Below are 16126 nucleotides of genomic sequence, written 5' to 3' on the forward strand. Positions count from 1 at the left end.
CGGTAAAGTTCCCGGTCGCCCCCGGACCGACTCCTGGGCGCGGTCCCCGCTCAGCCCGCCGACGTCGTCGTCAGGATCTCCGCCGCGGCCACGCCCGAGGCCGCGCTCGCGCCGTGGGTGAAGACCTGGGCAGCCGCGGCGGACGTGGTGCCCGGCAGGCCCATCTCCACCACGATCGCGTCCGGGCGGGCCGCGGTCAGGCCGGTCACGGCGCGGCTCATCCACGCGTGCCGGGCCGCGTCGCGGGCGACGATCACCAGGGGGCGCCCCACCGCCGGTTCGAGAGCGCAGCTCTCCAGCGCCGTCGTCCCCTCCTCCAGCTCCTGCCCGTGCACCCGCACGGAGGTCGTACCCGGCAGGCGCTCCCGCAGCGGTTCCGCCACGCCCCACGGGGTCTCCTTGCCGATGGCCATGTTGGTCACCGGGGCCAGCTCGACCACGTGCGGCGGGGCGGTCAGAGGCAGGGCGGCCCGCGCGGCGCCGGTGAGCCGCACGGCCCGGCGGGCGGCGACGTGGCCGATGCCGTCCCCGGCTGCCTCCCCGGCACCTGCGGACGCCCGCAGCCCGGCCGACCAGCGGGCGAACTCCCGTACCCGGCCCGCCGCCTCGGCCAGCCGCTCCTGGGGCAGCTCCCCGCCCGTCACGGCGGCGGTCAGTGCCTTGACGAGGAGGGCGACGGTGGCCTCCTCGGCGCTCTCGCCGCCCACGCAGATGGCGTCCACCCCGGCGCCGACGGCCTTGACCGTGGCGCCGTCGATGCCGTAGCGGCGGGTGACGGCGCCCATCTCGATGGCGTCGCTGACGACCAGGCCGTCGAAGCCCAACTCCTCGCGGAGCAGGTCGCGCAGGATCCGCCGGCTCAGCGTGGCCGGCAGGTCGGGGTCGTGGGCGGGCACCAGCAGGTGGCCGGTCATGACCGCGCGCACGCCGGCCGCGACGGCCGCCCGGAACGGGGGCAGCGCCTGGGCGGCGATCTCGTCGAGCCCGGCCGTGTAGGCGGGCAGGTCGTGGTGGGAGTCCACGGCGACGTCCCCGTGGCCGGGGAAGTGCTTGGCGCAGGCGGCGACGCCGGACGACTGGAGCCCGCGGATCCACGCGGCGGTGTGCCGGGAGACCACCTCGGGGTCCGAGCCGAAGGAGCGCACGCCGATGATCGGGTTGTCCGGGTTGGAGTTGACGTCCGCGCTCGGCGCGTAGTCGAGGCTCACCCCGGCGGCGCGCAGCTGCCGGCCGAGGTCGGCGGCGACGGCCTCGGTCAGCTGTGCGTCGTCGACGGTGCCGAGGGCGAAGTTGCCCGGCCGGGACGACCCGGTGGCGGACTCGATGCGGGTGACGTCGCCCGCCTCCTCGTCGATCGCGACGATCAGGTCGGGGTTCTCGGCCCGCAGCCTGGCGGTCAGCCGGGCGACCTGCTCGGTGGAGACGATGTTGCGGGAGAAGAGCACGACGGAGGCCAGTCCGTCGCCGATGTCGCGCAGGATCCAGTCGGGGGCCTCGGTGCCCACGAAACCCGGCTGCAGAACGGAGAGCGCGAGCCGACGCAACTCGCTGCTGTGCTTGCTGGAGGACATCGGCCGCGCCTTTCGGGTGGATTCTTGGTATAGACCAAGGGGGTGCGCGTTCAGGTTAACCAGGCGTGTCAAGGGTGCCGCCGTCGAACCCGGAAGTAACAACTCGACTGGTGGGGAGGGGTGTTGACACCCTGCCTTGGTCTAGTCCATTGTGAGGCGCAAGTTCGGCAAGGGACGGATGTGACACCAGTTTCCGCGCCGGGCGCCTGCCGCGGCCGGACTGCGCAGTCCGCCGTCGCGGCGACGACTTCCGTACGACGACTTCCGTGACGACCACCCCGGACCTCGCCCCGCTCCCGCCCCGTGCCGCGAGCGGGCCCGCTGCCACCACCCGACCTCATGTGCGACGGCCGACCACCGTCGCACACACCGCCGTTGCCCGCACGGGGCGACGGCGAGGATCTGGAGCACCACATGGCGACGCCCGATTCCTACCTCCACCGAGCCCCGTCGGACCTGCCCTACTTCAGCGCGGACGCCGACACCTACCTGGCCCGCACCCAGCTGCGCGACCTCGACAAGAAACGTCCCCTGCGGGTGCTGTCCGAGGAGGACTTCGCCCACTGGCAGACGTACGGCTACGTCGTCGTGAAGGAGGCGATACCCGCCGACTCCGCGCGCCGACTGCTCGACTTCGCCTGGGAGTTCCAGGGGATGGACCCCGAACGCCCCGACACCTGGTACGAGGACCGCGAGTACCGCTCCGACCTCGACCGGGAGCTGCACATCTACGGCTTCGTCGAGGCCTACCACCACCAGCTCATCTGGGACAGCCGCCAGACGCAGCGCGTCTACGACGCCTTCGTCGACGTGTGGGACTGCGAGGAGCTGTGGGTCACCCTGGACCGGCTCAACCTCAACCCGCCCAACACGGGCAACCGGGACCGCGCCCTGATCGACAAGCCGGACCGCGGCTTCGACATCGACCTGCACTGGGACGTGGACACCACGCTCGGCGTCCTGCCGCAGCGCGTCCAGGGCATCATCGCGCTCAACGACACCAAGCCCGACCACGGCGGCTTCCAGTGCTGCCCCGAGCTGTTCCGCCGCTTCGACCGCTGGAAGGCCCTCCAGCCCGACGACCGCGACCCCATCCGGCCCGCGATCGACCGCGAGGACATGCCCGTAGTACGGCCCGACCTGGAGGCCGGCGACCTGCTCATCTGGAACGGCCTGCTGGCCCACGGCGTCGCCCCCAACGTCTCCGGCGAGGGCGTGCGCTCGGTGCAGTACCTGTCGATGATGCCCGCACTGGAGACCCACCGCACCCTGCGCGACTCCCGCGTCGACTCCTGGCGCACCCTCGCCACCCCCGACTGGAACGTCACCCTCCTCGGCGACGCCCACCGGCACGAGTCCGAGCGCTACGGCCCCGCCGAACTGACCGACCTCGGCGCCAAACTGCTCGGCCTGAAGTCCTGGCACGCGGCCGCCGGCGCCGAAGGCAGCGACCAGGACAGCGAGAACAGCGACCAGGACGGCGACCGGAACGAGGCCACCGGGGACGGCGCATGCGCAGCATCTGCCTGACCCTGCCCACCAACCGGCACTGCCCGGACACCGTCGCGGCCCTGGGCGAGGAAGCCGCCTACGCCGCCGACCACTTCGACATCGATGTCCACCTGCTGGTCCTCGACTCCTGCCCGCCCGAGGAACTCGCCGCCCACGCCGCCGCGTTACGGCGCCTGCCGGCCCACCCCCGGATCACGGCGCACCACCTCGACGAGGCCGCCCAGCGCGACTTCCTGACCCGGGTGGCGGCCCGCTCCGGCAGCGCCAAGCCCGAACTGCTCCTCGACCTGATGCTCCCCGACGGACTGTCCTACGGCGCCTGCACCAACCGCGCCTTCCTGATCGCGGCCGCGCTCGGCTGCGAGTCCGTCCACCGCAGGGACTCCGACAGCCGCTACCAGAGCGTGGCCGGCCGCACCGTCTTCCCCGTCCACCACGAGCTGCTCTCCCTCGGCGAACGCGCCGCCGACGCCGCGGCGGGCGTCACCGAGCCGGTCGCCCTCGACGACGACCTCCGTGAGCGGCGGGTCGCCATGGTCGGCAGCTCCTTCGTGGGTGAACTCTCCGTCGACATCGCGCGGATACGGGACGCCGACCCCGCCGTCTACCACGACGTCGTCTCCCTGTGGGCGCCCGAGGGCTGGTCCGCCGAGCAGAAGCGCGCACTGGTCGAGGAGTCCTTCACCGGCGCGGGCACCGAACCCTTCACGGTGGACCACTCGCTGCTGACGGTGGTCGACCCGATGCGCGTGGACATGTGCAACATCGCCTTCCACGGCCCGACGGTCAGCGAACGCGTCCCGCTGCCGCCCGCCCGGGACACCATCGGCAGCGACTACTTCCTCATCCACCTCGTGCACGACGCCCGGCTGCCGGGCGTGCTGCACAACCGGAACATCGTCAACTACTACACCGGCGAACGCCGGACGGGACCCGGCTTCCTCGCCTACCAGACCCGCTTCGCCAAGTTCCTGCTGTCGATGCTCTACTTCCACCACGTCTACGACCGCATGGCCGAGGCGGGCGACGCCCTGCTGGACGAGCACGGCCGGGTCCGCCCCGACACCGTCGCCGCCCTGGCCCGCGAGAGCACCGGCCTCGACACCGCGGAGAACGTCCGCCGGCTCGACGCCCTGGACGCCGCCTACCGCAGGCTCGGCGGCAGCTACGCCGACTTCGCCGACCTGCTGGCCGGCCGTCGCGCCCGCCTCCTGGACGAGGCACGCGGCGACATGGCCGACTTCGCGCTGCTGACGGAGGCGTGGGAGTCCATGGTCGCCGCGGCGAGGACCACCCCCGTCCGCCTGCCCGAGGGGCAGCCGCGGTGAGCGCCGTGACGGCCGCGGACCTCGACGGACCCCTGGCCGCCGCGCTCGCCGCCGCCACCGAGGACCGGCTCGTGTACGACCTGGCCGGCATCGAGCGGCGCCACGACACGCTGCGGGACGAACTGCCGGGCGTAGAGGTGCGGTTCGCGATGAAGGCCTGCCCGGTCGACGAGGTCCTCGCCGCCCTGGCCGGCCGGGGCGCCGGCGCCGACGCGGCGAGCCCCGGCGAGGTCGAGCAGGCGCTGCGGGCCGGGATACCGGCCGGCCGCGTGCACTACGGCAACACCGTCAAGTCCGACCGGAACATCGCCGAGGCCCACCGGCTCGGCGTGCGCACCTTCGCCACCGACAGCCTCCAGGACGTCGCCGCCCTCGCCGTCCACGCCCCCGGTGCCCGCGTGTTCTGCCGGGTGGCGACCGGCGGGGCGGGCGCGTTGTGGGGGCTGAGCAACAAGTTCGGCTGCCCGCCCGGCGACGCCGTGCGGGTACTGGCGGCGGCCCGGGACGCCGGGCTGGTGCCGGCCGGCCTGTCCGTGCACGTCGGCTCCCAGCAGATGACCAGCGAGGCCTGGCACGGCGCCGTCGACGACCTGGGCGAGGTGCTGCGCGCACTCGCCCGGCGCGGCATCCGCGTCGACCACGTCAACCTCGGCGGCGGACTGCCCGCCCTCGGCTACCGCGACCGGCACGGCACCCCCCTCGACCCACCGCTGGACAAGATCTTCGCGGTGATCCGGGAGGGCATGGACGAGCTGCGCCGGATCCACGGCGGCCCCCTGGACTTCGTCGTCGAACCCGGGCGGCACCTCGTCGCCGACCACGGCGCGATCCGCGCCCACGTCGCCCGCCTCACCGAGCGCCGGGCGGCCGACGGCGAGCGGCAGCACTGGCTCTACCTGAGCTGCGGCAAGTTCAACGGCCTGTACGAGATGGACGCCCTGCAGTACCGGCTGGTCTTCCCGGGCCACCCCGACGGCCCGTACGTCCCGGCCGTCGTCGCCGGACCCACCTGCGACAGCGACGACGCCTACTCCCACGAGGAGGGGCTGGTCCCGGTGCCCGCCGCGCTGGCCTCGGGCGACCCGGTCTGGGTGCTGTCCTGCGGCGCCTACGCGACCAGCTACACCACCCGGGGCTTCAACGGCTTCGCCCCGCTCCCGTACGCCTTCGCGGGCCGCCCGGAGGGGACCGGCGCCGATGACTGAGACCGTGCGCGTACGCACCCTCGCCGACGGGGACTGGGACGCGGTGGTGACGCTGGAACGGGACGCCTACACCGGCCTCGGCCTCTCGGAGGGCCGGGCCGCGCTCCAGTCCAGGGCGGCGGTGTCGCCGGACACGTGCTTCGTCGTGGACGTCGGCGCCCGTACGGCCGGCTACGTGCTCGCGCTGCCCTATCCGCCGCACCGCTACCCGGACCTGACGCGGACGGAGGCGGCCCGGGACGCCGTCGAGCCCGGGAACCTCCACCTCCACGACATCGTCGTCGCACCCGCTCTGCGCCGCAGGGGACTCGCGCGGCACCTCCTGCACCACCTCACCGCCATCGCCCGGGCGCGCGGGGACGAGCGGATCTCCCTGGTCGCCGTGGGCGGCACCGAGCGGTTCTGGTCGGCGCGCGGCTTCGCGGCCGAGCCGGGGGTGGTGCCGGCCGGCGAGTACGGCGGCGACGCCGTCTACATGTCCAAGCCGGTGGTGGCCGCCCGGCAGACCCGGCCCCGCCCGTCCCTCTCCCCGCCCGCCCCCACCCTGCGCGAAGTGAGCTGATTGCGCGTGACCCGTCCCCACGACCCCTTCCGGCGCGGCCAGTTGGCGATCGCCGCGCTGTTCCTGTCCCTCGGCTTCCAGTACGCCACCTGGGCCGCGCGGATCCCGGCCATCAAGACCGACCTCGACCTGAGCGCGGCCGAGGTGGGGGTGCTCCTGATGGCCGCGGGGGTCGGGGCGGCGGTGTCCTTCCCGGCGGTGGCGTGGCTGATGCGCCGGATGGGCTCGCGGCGGCTCGCCCTGCTGTCCCAGCTGGGCCTGGCGCTGCTGCTGCTCGCCCTGGCGGCGGCGCCGAACTACCCGGTGGCCCTGCTGGTGATGTGCGCCGACGGCGTCCTCGTGGGCTGCCTGAACGTGGCCATGAACGCGCAGGGCGCGGCCCTGGAGACACGGTACGAACGCAACACGATGGCGAGGCTGCACGCCGTCTTCAGCGCCGGATCCCTGCTCGCGGCCCTGCTCGCCTCCGGCATGACCGCCGCCACCGGATCGGTCCCGGCGCACTTCGGTGTCGCCGTCGTCCTCCTCGCCGCACTGGGCCTGACGGCGCGCACCGGACTGCTCGACGAGAACGCCCCGGCCGACGCGGGAACCACCGCCGACGCGACAGCCCCGGCCGACGCACCGGCGCCCGCCGAGCCGGAGCCGGTCCGCCGCCGCTGGACCGTCCCCTCGCGCCTGACCCTGTGGATGTGCTGCGCCATGGTCTTCGGCACGGTCGCCGAGGGCGCCATGAACGACTGGTCCGCCCTCTACCTGAAGGACATCGCCGAGGCCTCGGCGGAACTCGCCCCGCTCGGCATCGCCGTGGTGTCCGGGATGATGGTCGTCGCCCGCCTCTTCGCCGACGGCTGGCGCGGCCGCTGGGGCGACGGACGGGTCGTCCTGCTCGGCAGCACCGTGGCCGCCGCCGGTCTCGCCGTCGCCCTGCTCAGCGGCGGCGTCGCCCCGGCGCTCGCCGGGTTCGCCTGCATGGGCCTGGGCATCGCGGCCGTGACCCCCTGCGTCTACGCCGCCGCCGCCCGGCAGGGCTCGGACGCGCTGACCCTGGTCGCCGCCATGGGCACCACGGGGCTGCTGGCCGGCCCGCCGCTCATCGGCTTCATCGCCGGAGCGAGCAACCTGGCATGGGGCATGGGCGCCGTGGCCGCCTCGGCGGGCGCCGTCGCCCTGTGCAGCACCCGCATCAGCTGGACCGCCCCGGCCTCCGTCGGGCAGAGCGAGGCGAGCCCCGCCTGAGCGCACCCCGCCCGCCGCTCACCACCCCGCCCGCCGCTCACCACCCCGGCTGCGCCCGCCGCCCGAACAGCAGCCCGGGCGGCTCCGGCGGGCGCGGGGTGCCCCGCCGCAGGGGCCAGGCGATCAGCATGCCGACGACGAAGCCCACGACGTGGGCCACGTACGCCACCGTGCCCGCGTCGGACACGGCGCCGCCGGAGGAGTAGACCGCCTGGAGCCCGAACCAGAAGCCCAGCACCAGCCAGGCCGGCAGCCGCAGCGGCAGGAAGATCAGGAAGGGCACCAGCACCCATACCCTGGCCCTCGGATACAGCACCAGATAGGCGCCGAGCACCCCGGCGATCGCCCCCGACGCGCCGATCAGCGGGGCACCCGACTCGGCGTCGAGGAGCGCGAAGCCGTAGGTCGCCGCATAGCCGCAGACGCCGTAGAAGAGCAGGAAGGGGACGTGGCCCATCCGGTCCTCGACGTTGTTGCCGAAGATCCACAGGAAGAGCATGTTGCCCAGCAGGTGCAGCCAGCCGCCGTGCAGGAACATCGCCGTCAGGACGCTCAGCTCCGGCGACTTGTCGTAGCCGGGCGGCGCGACCACGCAGCCGGGCCCCTGCGGGCCGACCCCCACGGCGCCGGTGGGCACCAGGCGGGGCATCCGGTGCTGGAGCAGCTCCTGCGGCACCGCCGCCCAGTGGTCCAGGAAGGCCTGGAGGTCACACATCTGCGCGAGGCTGCCGTCGCCCGACGCGGACCCGGCCATGCCGGGGGTGAACAGGAACACCAGGACGTTCGCGAGAATCAGGGCGTACGTCACCCACGGGGTGCGGCGCGCCGGGTTCACGTCATGGACGGGGATGACCACGAGACAGTACTGCCCGCCCGTCCGGCCGTGAACCGGTCCGCCCGTTGAACGCCCCCGTCCGTGTGTACGTATGCCCTCTCAACCGCCCGCGGCCCGGGGAAGGCGGGACGCGGGGACGACGTGAGGAACAGGCGATGAACGAACGGGTCACACCGGCACCGGCGATGCACGCCCTGCCCGACGGCGAGGCCGAGGTCGCCCTCGTCCTCCGCCTCCCCTGGGAGGACGTCGCCCGGCTCGGTCAGGAGGCGGGGCGGCTGGCGGCGCAGATGCAGCGGCCGGTGACACTGGACGAGGCGGTGAGCCACCGGCTGCGCTCCGCGCGCGGCGCGTCCCACGCCAAGCCGGCCGGTGAGCAGCCACCCGCGGTGCGCACCCCGGTCCCGGCGACCGCCCCGGCCTCGATGGGCGCCCCGGCGTCGGTGTCCTCCCTGCCGGCGCGGCCCCCCGCCGAGCAGGCACGGCAGGCCATCGACCGGATCAACGGCACGGCCTGACCGGCGGGCGCCCTCAGCGCTGCCGCTCGACCTCCCGCGCCGCCTTGCGGGCGGCCACCAGCACCGGGTCCCACACCGGCGAGAAGGGCGGCGCGTAACCGAGGTCCAGGGCCGTCATCTGCTCGACCGTCATCCCGGCCGTGAGGGCCACCGCGGCGATGTCGACCCGCTTGCCCGCGCCCTCACGGCCGACGATCTGCACGCCGAGCAGCCGCCCGGTGCGCCGCTCGGCCAGCATCTTCACCGTCATGGGGGAGGCGTTCGGGTAGTAGCCCGCGCGGCTGGTGGACTCGACGGTCACCGTCACGAACCGCAGCCCCGCCCGCAGCGCGTCCTTCTCCCTCAGGCCGGTCCGCGCGATCTCCAGGTCGCAGACCTTGCTGACCGCCGTGCCGACCACGCCCGGGAAGGTGGCGTACCCGCCGCCCACGTTGGTGCCGACGACCTGTCCGTGCTTGTTGGCGTGGGTGCCCAGCGGAATGTGCCGCTCCTGGCCGGAGACCAGGTCGAGCACCTCCACGCAGTCGCCGCCCGCCCAGATGTTCTCGTGGCCGCGCACCCGCATCCCCAGGTCGGTGAGCAGCCCGCCGTGGGCGCCGAGCGGCAGCCCGGCCGCCGCGGCGAGCCCCGTCTCGGGGCGCACGCCGATGCCGAGCACGACCACGTCCGCCGGGAACTCGGCGTCCTTCGTCGCCACCGCCCGGACCCGGCCGTCGTCCCCGGTCAGCACCTCGGTGACCGCGGTGTCGTTCACCATGGTGATGCCGAGGCCCTCCATCGCCTCGTGCACCATGCGGCCCATGTCCGGATCCAGCGTCGACATCGGCTCCCGGCCGCGGTTGACGACCGTCACCTCGTAGCCCCGGTTGATCAGCGCCTCGGCCATCTCCACGCCGATGTACCCGGCGCCGACGACCACCGCGCGCCGGCCACGCGTGGCGGCCAGCGTGTCCAGCAGCGCCTGCCCGTCGTCCAGCGTCTGCACCCCGTGCACGCCGGGCGCGTCGATGCCCGGCAGCTCCGGCCGGACCGGCCGCGCCCCGGTCCCGATCACGAGCTTGTCGTACGACGTCCAGGACTGAGCCCCGGAATCGACGTCACGCGCGCGTACTCGGCCGCCGGCCACGTCGATCTCCGTGACCTCGGTGCGCATCCTGAGGTCGATGTCCCGGGCGCGGTGCTCCTCGGGCGTGCGCGCGATCAGCGCGTCCCGTTCGGCCACGTCGCCGCCGACCCAGTACGGGATGCCGCACGCCGAGAACGAGCTGAAGTGACCGCGCTCGAACGCCACGATCTCCAGCTCGTCCGGGCCCTTCAGCCGACGCGCCTGCGACGCCGCGGACATGCCCGCGGCGTCGCCGCCGATCACGACCAGCCGCTCGCTCTTCCCGCCCTCAGCGCTCATGTTCATGCGAACACGCTACGTGGGCGGGATCTTTCAGTCCCGCGCCCCGGACTCCCCGCCGCGCGGCGCCTGCGGACGGCGTGGCAGCCGGGGGCGTACGACCCGCAGCCACAGCAGCACGAGCAGCGCCGCCACCGCGGCGAACGGCGCCACCGCGCCGAGCACCACCGCCACCCAGCGCAGCATCGTCACGAAGGCGTCCCAGCCGCCGGCCAGCGCGTCCGTGAACCCCGGGTCCTCGTCCTCCTTCTTCTCCTCGTGCTTCACCGGCGTCTCCGACAGGGAGAGGGTGATGGTGGCCAGGCTCGTGCGGTCCTTCAGGGCCGCCTGCCGGGCGAGCAGTGCCTCCAGCTCCGCCTGACGGGTGCTCAGCTCGCCCTCCAGGCTCACCACGTCGCTCAGCCGCGTCGCCCGGTCCATCAGCTCGCGGACGCGGGCCACGCTGGCGCGCTGCGACTTGACGCGGCTGTCCACGTCCACCACCTGGTCGGTGACGTCCTCGGCCTTCGCGTCGCGCCGCAGCAGCTTCCCGGCGCCCTCCAGCTCGTCGAGCACGTCCTCGTAGCGCTCCACGGGCACGCGCAGCGTCACCTCGGTCCGCTCGTGGCCCTCCGCGTCGCGGGTGGTGGACTCGTCGCCGACGTAGCCGCCGGCGTTCTCGGTCGCGGTGCGGGCCGCGTCGAGCGCCATCGACGTGTCCTTGACCCGAACACTCAGGGAGACGGTGCGGATGATGTGGGCCGGGGCGAGCTTCGGCGGCGCGCTCGCCCCGGCACCGGCGGCCCCGGCCTCACCGGCGGCGCCGGCCCTGCCGTCGGCCTGTGAGCCCTCCGCCTGCGAGCCCTGCTGCGGTGCGGCCGCCTTGGCGTTGCCGCCCGTGTCGGAGCCGGAGTCCGAGGCGCTGCACCCGGTGAGGGCGAGCGCCGTGACCAGCAGCAGACCGGCCAGGGCCCGGGCGGCCGGCAGGGACCTTCTCGTCGTTGCCCGTCGTGCCTGCATCGTGGGTACCCCCCGGTCGTAGCGACTGATGTCTCTATGACGCACGCGGGGGCTCGTACGACGGCGCGGAACGGTCCCGAAGAGATCACGGTCCGGACTCGTGGGACCTGTCGGTGGCGTCTGAGACGCTGGGGGGCATGAGCGCAAGCGAGACACCGGCGGGCGAGTTCCCCCCGGCACCCCCGGAACAGGGCCCCGGACACGTGGTCGTCGTAGGAGCCGGCATCGCCGGACTGGCCGCCGCCCACCGCCTCCTGGAGGGCGGCGCCCGGGTGACCGTCCTGGAGGCGTCCGGCCGCGTCGGCGGCAAGCTGCTGCCGGGCGAGATCGCCGGCGTACGCGTCGACCTCGGCGCCGAGTCGATGCTGGCCCGCCGCCCCGAGGCCGTCGGCCTGGCCCGCGCCGCCGGACTCGCCGACCGCCTCCAGCCGCCGTCCACCGCGACGGCCTCCCTGTGGACCCGCGGCGCGCTGCGCCCCATGCCCAAGGGCCACGTCATGGGCGTCCCCGGCACCGCCGCCGCCCTGTCCGGCGTGCTCTCCGAGGAGGGCCTCGCCCGCATCGAGCGCGACGCCGAGCTGCCCCCCACCGAGGTCGGCGACGACGTGGCCGTGGGGGAGTACGTCGCCGCGCGCCTGGGCCGCGAGGTCGTCGACCGCCTCGTCGAGCCGCTCCTGGGCGGCGTCTACGCGGGCGACGCCTACCGCATCTCGCTGCGCTCGGCCGTGCCGCAGCTCTTCGAGGCCGCCCGCACCCACACCTCGCTCACCGAGGCGGTCCGCGCCCTCCAGGGCCGCACGGCCACGTCACCGCCGAGCGGCCCGGTCTTCATGGGCATCGAGGGCGGCATCGGCACCCTCCCGCCCGCCGTAGCCGACTCGGTCCGCGCGCGCGGCGGCGAGATCCTCACGCAGGCGCCCGTCACCGAGCTGCGCCGCACCGCGTCCGACGGCTGGCGGATCGTCGCCGGCGACCGGGAGCTGCACGCGGACGCGGTCGTCGTCGCCGTCCCGGCCGGGCCCGCCGCCGAGCTGCTGCGCGCCGAGGCGCCCGCCGCCGCGGCCGAGCTGTCCGCGATCGAGTACGCCTCGATGGCCCTGATCACCCTCGCCTACCGCCGCTCGGAGGCCGCCGCGCTCCCCGAGGGCAGCGGCTTCCTCGTACCGCCGGTCGACGGACACACCATCAAGGCGTCCACCTTCGCCTCCCGCAAGTGGGGCTGGATCGCCGACGAGGACCCGGACCTGGTCGTCCTGCGCACCTCGGTGGGCCGGTACGGCGACACGGAGATCCTCGGCCGCGACGACGAGGGCCTCGTCGCCGTCTCCCGGCACGACCTGGCCGAGGCCACCGGCCTGACCGCCGAGCCGGTCGCCACCCGCGTCACCCGCTGGCGGGACGGCCTGCCGCAGTACCCCGTCGGCCACCACGCGCGCGTGGCCCGCGTCCGCGAGCACGTCGCGAAGCTCCCCGGCCTCGCGGTGTGCGGCGCGGCGTACGACGGCGTCGGCATCCCGGCGAGCATCGCGAGCGCGTACGCGGCCGTCGACCAGATCCGGGGCGACCTGCGGGGTGTGGAGCAGCTCACGGCCCACCCGGTGCAGAGTCTGCACGGCGGAGCGGGAGAATAGGGCCATGAGTGACGACGCCTCCACCCCCGCGGCCGAGCGCATCCCCAACAAGGGCAAGCTGGCCAAGGACCTCAACGAGGTCATCCGCTACACCCTCTGGTCCGTCTTCAAGCTCAAGGACACCCTCCCCGAGGACCGCGCCGGGTACGCCGACGAGGTCCAGGAGCTGTTCGACCAGCTCGCCGCGAAGGACGTGACGATCCGCGGCACCTACGACCTGTCCGGTCTGCGCGCCGACGCCGACCTGATGATCTGGTGGCACGCCGAGACCGCCGACCAGCTCCAGGAGGCGTACAACCTCTTCCGCCGCACGAAGCTGGGCCGTGCGCTGGAGCCGGTCTGGTCGAACATGGCGCTGCACCGCCCCGCCGAGTTCAACCGCTCGCACATCCCGGCCTTCCTGGCCGACGAGACGCCGCGCAACTACATCAGCGTCTACCCGTTCGTGCGCTCCTACGACTGGTACCTGCTGCCCGACGAGGACCGCCGCCGCATGCTCGCCGACCACGGCAAGATGGCCCGCGGCTACCCGGACGTGCGCGCCAACACGGTCGCCTCCTTCTCGCTGGGCGACTACGAGTGGATCCTCGCCTTCGAGGCCGACGAGCTGCACCGCATCGTCGACCTCATGCGCCACCTGCGCGGCTCCGAGGCCCGCCGCCACGTCCGCGAGGAGATCCCGTTCTACACGGGGCGCCGCAAGGACATCGGCGAGCTGGTCGCCGGGCTCGCCTGATCAGGCCCTCGGCTCCGGCTCCGGGCGCGGGGCGCACGACGTGTCCCGCGCCGGGAGGCGGCCGTCCAGCAGGTACGCCTCCAGGTGGCCGTTGACGCAGTCGTTCGGCCCGCCCGCGATGCCGTGCGTCCCCGCGTCCCGCTCGGTCACCAGCACCGAGCCCGCCAGCCGCCGCCGCAGCTCCAGCGCACCCTCGTACGGCGTCGCCGCGTCCCGTTCCGCGGCCAGGACCAGCGTCGGCGGCAGCTCACCCGGCGCGGTGCGCACGTCGAGCGGCTGCTGCCGGGGCACCTGCCAGTAGGCGCACGGCAGGTTGGTCCACACGTTGTCCCAGGTCTCGAACGGCGCCCGGCGGGCCAGCCGCGTGTTGTCCCGGTCCCAGACCTCGAAGTCGGTCGGCCAGGGCGCGTCGTTGCACTCGACGGCCGTGTACACGGCGTTGGAGTTCTCCGACCGGACCGCGCCCGCCTCCGTCCGCGTGCCCGCCTGGTCGACCAGCGGCTGCGGGTCGCCCTTCAGGTAGGCCGACAGCGCCTCGGCGCGGTGCGGCCAGTAGTCGTCGTAGTACCCGGCCTTCAGGAACGCCCCCTGCAACTGCGCGGGCCCCACCGTCCCGCCCGCCGGCTCCGCCGCCAGCCGCGCGCTCGCCTCCTCGTAGCTGTCCTGCACCCGCCTCGCCGTGTCCCCGAGCCCGTACACGGCGTCGTGCTCGGCGACCCACTCCTTGAAGTCGTCCCAGCGGTCCTCGAACGCCTCCGACTGGTCGAGGTTGTTGCGGTACCAGACCTGCTCGGGGTCCGGGTTCACCACCGCGTCGAACACCATCCGCCGCACGTGCGAGGGGAACAGCTCGGCGTACAGCGCGCCGAGGTAGGTGCCGTACGACGCGCCCATGAAGGTGAGCCGCCGCTCGCCCAGCGCGGCGCGGACGACCTCCAGGTCCCGGGCGTTGTTGAGCGAGTGGTAGTGCCGCAGCGCCTCCCCGCCCCGCTCCGCGCAGTCGCGCGCGTACGCCTCCGCCTCCGCGGCGCGCTCCTGCTTGTACGCCTCCGAGGGCTGCGTCGGCGCCGGCCGCGGCCCCTTGAAGAAGTCCCCGGGGTCCTGGCAGGACAGCGGCGCGGAGGGCGCGACCCCGCGCGGGGCGTAGCCGACGAGGTCGTAGGCGGCGGCGATGCGCTTCCACTCGGGCACCATGCCCACCAGCGGGAAGTACAGCCCGGAGGCGCCGGGGCCGCCCGGGTTGTAGAGGAGGGCGCCCTGTCCGGGGACCGTGCGTCCGGCGCCGTCGGGGTCCTTGTGGGTGGCCCGCACCCGGCTCACCGTCAGCTCGATGCGCTTCCCGTCGGGGTGGGCGTAATCCAGGGGCACGGTGACCGTGCCGCAGCGCATGCTGTCCGGCAGCTCCTCCGCCCTCGGACACGCCCCGAACTCGATCCCGGCCGCCGCCGCGTGCCGGGCAGCCACGGCGGTGCCGAACGCCTCGGCGGATCCGGGCCCGGCCGGGGGCGCCGCCTGGGCAGGGGCGGCGGTGAGGGTGGTCAGCAGCAAGGACCCGGCGGCCGAGTAGAGAGCGGCAGCTCGCATCGCGTATCCCTTCGGTGCACGGTGTGACACCAGGGATGTTTGGTGCGGCGGGCGGGCGGGGCAAGCACCGCCCGCGGGTGTCGGGTCCGAGTGCCCCCGTACGCCCCCCGAGCGTCAGGCCTGGCGCTCCCAGTGGTCCCCGGCGTACTTCTCGCGGTGGGCGAAGGCCGCACGCAGGTCCGGTTCGCCGATCGCGTGCACGCCGCGCACGGCGACCGAGGTGAGGAAGGTCCGGTCGTCCGCCGTGCCGTCGGCCCGCTGGACGAGGGCGCCGACCAGCCGTTGCCCGGCGGGGGAGGCCCAGCGTGAGTACGTGTGGATCTCCATCCGCGTGATGGCCAGGCATCCCAGGGTCAGGGCCAGCGGCAGCGCGAACCAGAGGGCGATCAGGAGGCGCGGCTCGGTGGCGGGCAGCGGCAGCGCCAGGGCGACCAGGCCGAGCGCGCACACCGTCACCGCGGCGACCCGCACCCGCCGCACTCCGGCCGCGATCCCCCGGGCGCCGCCGTCGGGTACGGCGAGGCCCGCGCCGACCAGCCGGTCGGCCAGGCCCCGCACCGAGTCGGCGGCGGCCGCGGCGGCCCGTACCGGCGCTATCCGGGACTGTCCCCCCGGGCCTATCGCCCCTATCACCGACCGCTCCATGTCGTCCCGCCCGCGCGGGTCCACGACGGTCGCCCAGCCGGTGTGTGCGAGCAGCAGCCGCCGCTGACGCGCCATCGAGACCAGCGTCAGGTCCGCCACCCGCCGCGGACCGCCGGACAGGAACGCCGCCTCGTACAGCGTCAGCGTGTGCTCAGGAGCCGCGGTGTGCGGGTCGACGGCCGCCGCGCGCACGGCCGCCAGACACAGCCGCAGGCAGGCGAGGCCCGCGACGGCCCAGGCCGACAGGAGGAAAAGGACCCAGAACATGCCGTACTTCTATGCCAAAGGCTTTCGCCGCGCCATGCCCTTTTCACATTCCGGACGACGCAGTGTTGTGGGTATTTGAATCCTCCCCT

The 16126-nt window shown here is 74.3% G+C and carries 14 protein-coding genes; 8 read left to right on the top strand and 6 right to left on the bottom strand.

From position 1 onward, the window contains the following. Positions 1-50 precede the first annotated feature (50 nt). Positions 51-1571, bottom strand: a complete 1521-nt coding sequence (locus ACFYZ3_RS17910) for a glycoside hydrolase family 3 protein (protein WP_388518277.1) — start codon at positions 1569-1571, stop codon at positions 51-53. Between the two features lie 414 nt (positions 1572-1985). Between ACFYZ3_RS17910 and ACFYZ3_RS17915 the strand changes: the two genes are divergently transcribed. Genes ACFYZ3_RS17915 through ACFYZ3_RS17935 form a run of 5 tightly spaced genes read left to right on the top strand, consistent with a single transcriptional unit; the run spans position 1986 to position 7417 of the window. Then, entirely contained in the window at positions 1986-3101 is a 1116-nt protein-coding gene (locus ACFYZ3_RS17915; protein WP_388518280.1) for a phytanoyl-CoA dioxygenase family protein, read from the top strand. Next, entirely contained in the window at positions 3083-4411 is a 1329-nt protein-coding gene (locus ACFYZ3_RS17920) for a DUF6271 family protein (protein ID WP_388518283.1), read from the top strand. Before ACFYZ3_RS17915 ends, ACFYZ3_RS17920 begins: the two co-directional genes overlap by 19 nt. Continuing rightward, positions 4408-5616, top strand: coding sequence for a type III PLP-dependent enzyme (locus tag ACFYZ3_RS17925; RefSeq protein ID WP_388518286.1), 1209 nt, complete (start codon positions 4408-4410; stop codon positions 5614-5616). The genes ACFYZ3_RS17920 and ACFYZ3_RS17925 overlap by 4 nt, the downstream gene beginning before the upstream one ends. Continuing rightward, positions 5609-6178: a GNAT family N-acetyltransferase gene (locus ACFYZ3_RS17930; RefSeq protein WP_388518289.1), complete on the top strand. Its 570-nt coding sequence runs from the start codon at positions 5609-5611 to the stop codon at positions 6176-6178. Before ACFYZ3_RS17925 ends, ACFYZ3_RS17930 begins: the two co-directional genes overlap by 8 nt. 6 nt (positions 6179-6184) lie before the next feature. Then, complete coding sequence (locus ACFYZ3_RS17935; protein WP_388518292.1) at positions 6185-7417, top strand: MFS transporter; 1233 nt, start codon at positions 6185-6187, stop codon at positions 7415-7417. Positions 7418-7454: 37 nt separating this feature from the next. Here ACFYZ3_RS17935 and ACFYZ3_RS17940 read toward each other — a convergent pair whose 3' ends face one another. Then, complete coding sequence (locus tag ACFYZ3_RS17940; protein ID WP_388518295.1) at positions 7455-8273, bottom strand: rhomboid family intramembrane serine protease; 819 nt, start codon at positions 8271-8273, stop codon at positions 7455-7457. Positions 8274-8407: 134 nt separating this feature from the next. Here ACFYZ3_RS17940 and ACFYZ3_RS17945 point away from each other — a divergent pair, with 134 nt between their 5' ends. Then, entirely contained in the window at positions 8408-8770 is a 363-nt protein-coding gene (locus ACFYZ3_RS17945; protein ID WP_115744787.1) for a hypothetical protein, read from the top strand. Positions 8771-8783: 13 nt separating this feature from the next. Here the strand turns inward: ACFYZ3_RS17945 and ACFYZ3_RS17950 are convergent, their stop codons facing one another. Next, on the bottom strand, positions 8784-10181 hold the full coding sequence (locus tag ACFYZ3_RS17950) for an FAD-dependent oxidoreductase (protein ID WP_388518298.1): 1398 nt from the start codon (positions 10179-10181) through the stop codon (positions 8784-8786). 27 nt (positions 10182-10208) lie between these two features. Next, complete coding sequence (locus ACFYZ3_RS17955) at positions 10209-11174, bottom strand: DUF4349 domain-containing protein (protein WP_388518300.1); 966 nt, start codon at positions 11172-11174, stop codon at positions 10209-10211. 137 nt (positions 11175-11311) lie between these two features. Here ACFYZ3_RS17955 and hemG point away from each other — a divergent pair, with 137 nt between their 5' ends. Both hemG and hemQ read left to right on the top strand, forming a co-directional pair. Next, positions 11312-12805 carry a protoporphyrinogen oxidase gene (gene hemG, locus ACFYZ3_RS17960; RefSeq protein WP_388518303.1) on the top strand — a complete coding sequence of 498 codons (1494 nt, stop codon included), beginning with the start codon at positions 11312-11314 and terminating at the stop codon, positions 12803-12805. A 4-nt stretch (positions 12806-12809) separates the two neighbouring features. Next, complete coding sequence (gene hemQ / locus ACFYZ3_RS17965; RefSeq protein ID WP_003972879.1) at positions 12810-13541, top strand: hydrogen peroxide-dependent heme synthase; 732 nt, start codon at positions 12810-12812, stop codon at positions 13539-13541. Here hemQ and ACFYZ3_RS17970 read toward each other — a convergent pair whose 3' ends face one another. Then, positions 13542-15125 (bottom strand): alpha/beta hydrolase, encoded by a 1584-nt coding sequence (locus ACFYZ3_RS17970; protein WP_388518306.1) that lies wholly within the window; start codon positions 15123-15125, stop codon positions 13542-13544. Positions 15126-15239: 114 nt separating this feature from the next. Further along, positions 15240-16037, bottom strand: a complete 798-nt coding sequence (locus tag ACFYZ3_RS17975; protein WP_388518309.1) for a TIGR04222 domain-containing membrane protein — start codon at positions 16035-16037, stop codon at positions 15240-15242. Positions 16038-16126: the final 89 nt, after the last annotated feature.

Source organism: Streptomyces sp. NPDC001599 (assembly GCF_042893535.1).
Taxonomy (GTDB): Bacteria; Actinomycetota; Actinomycetes; order Streptomycetales; family Streptomycetaceae; genus Streptomyces.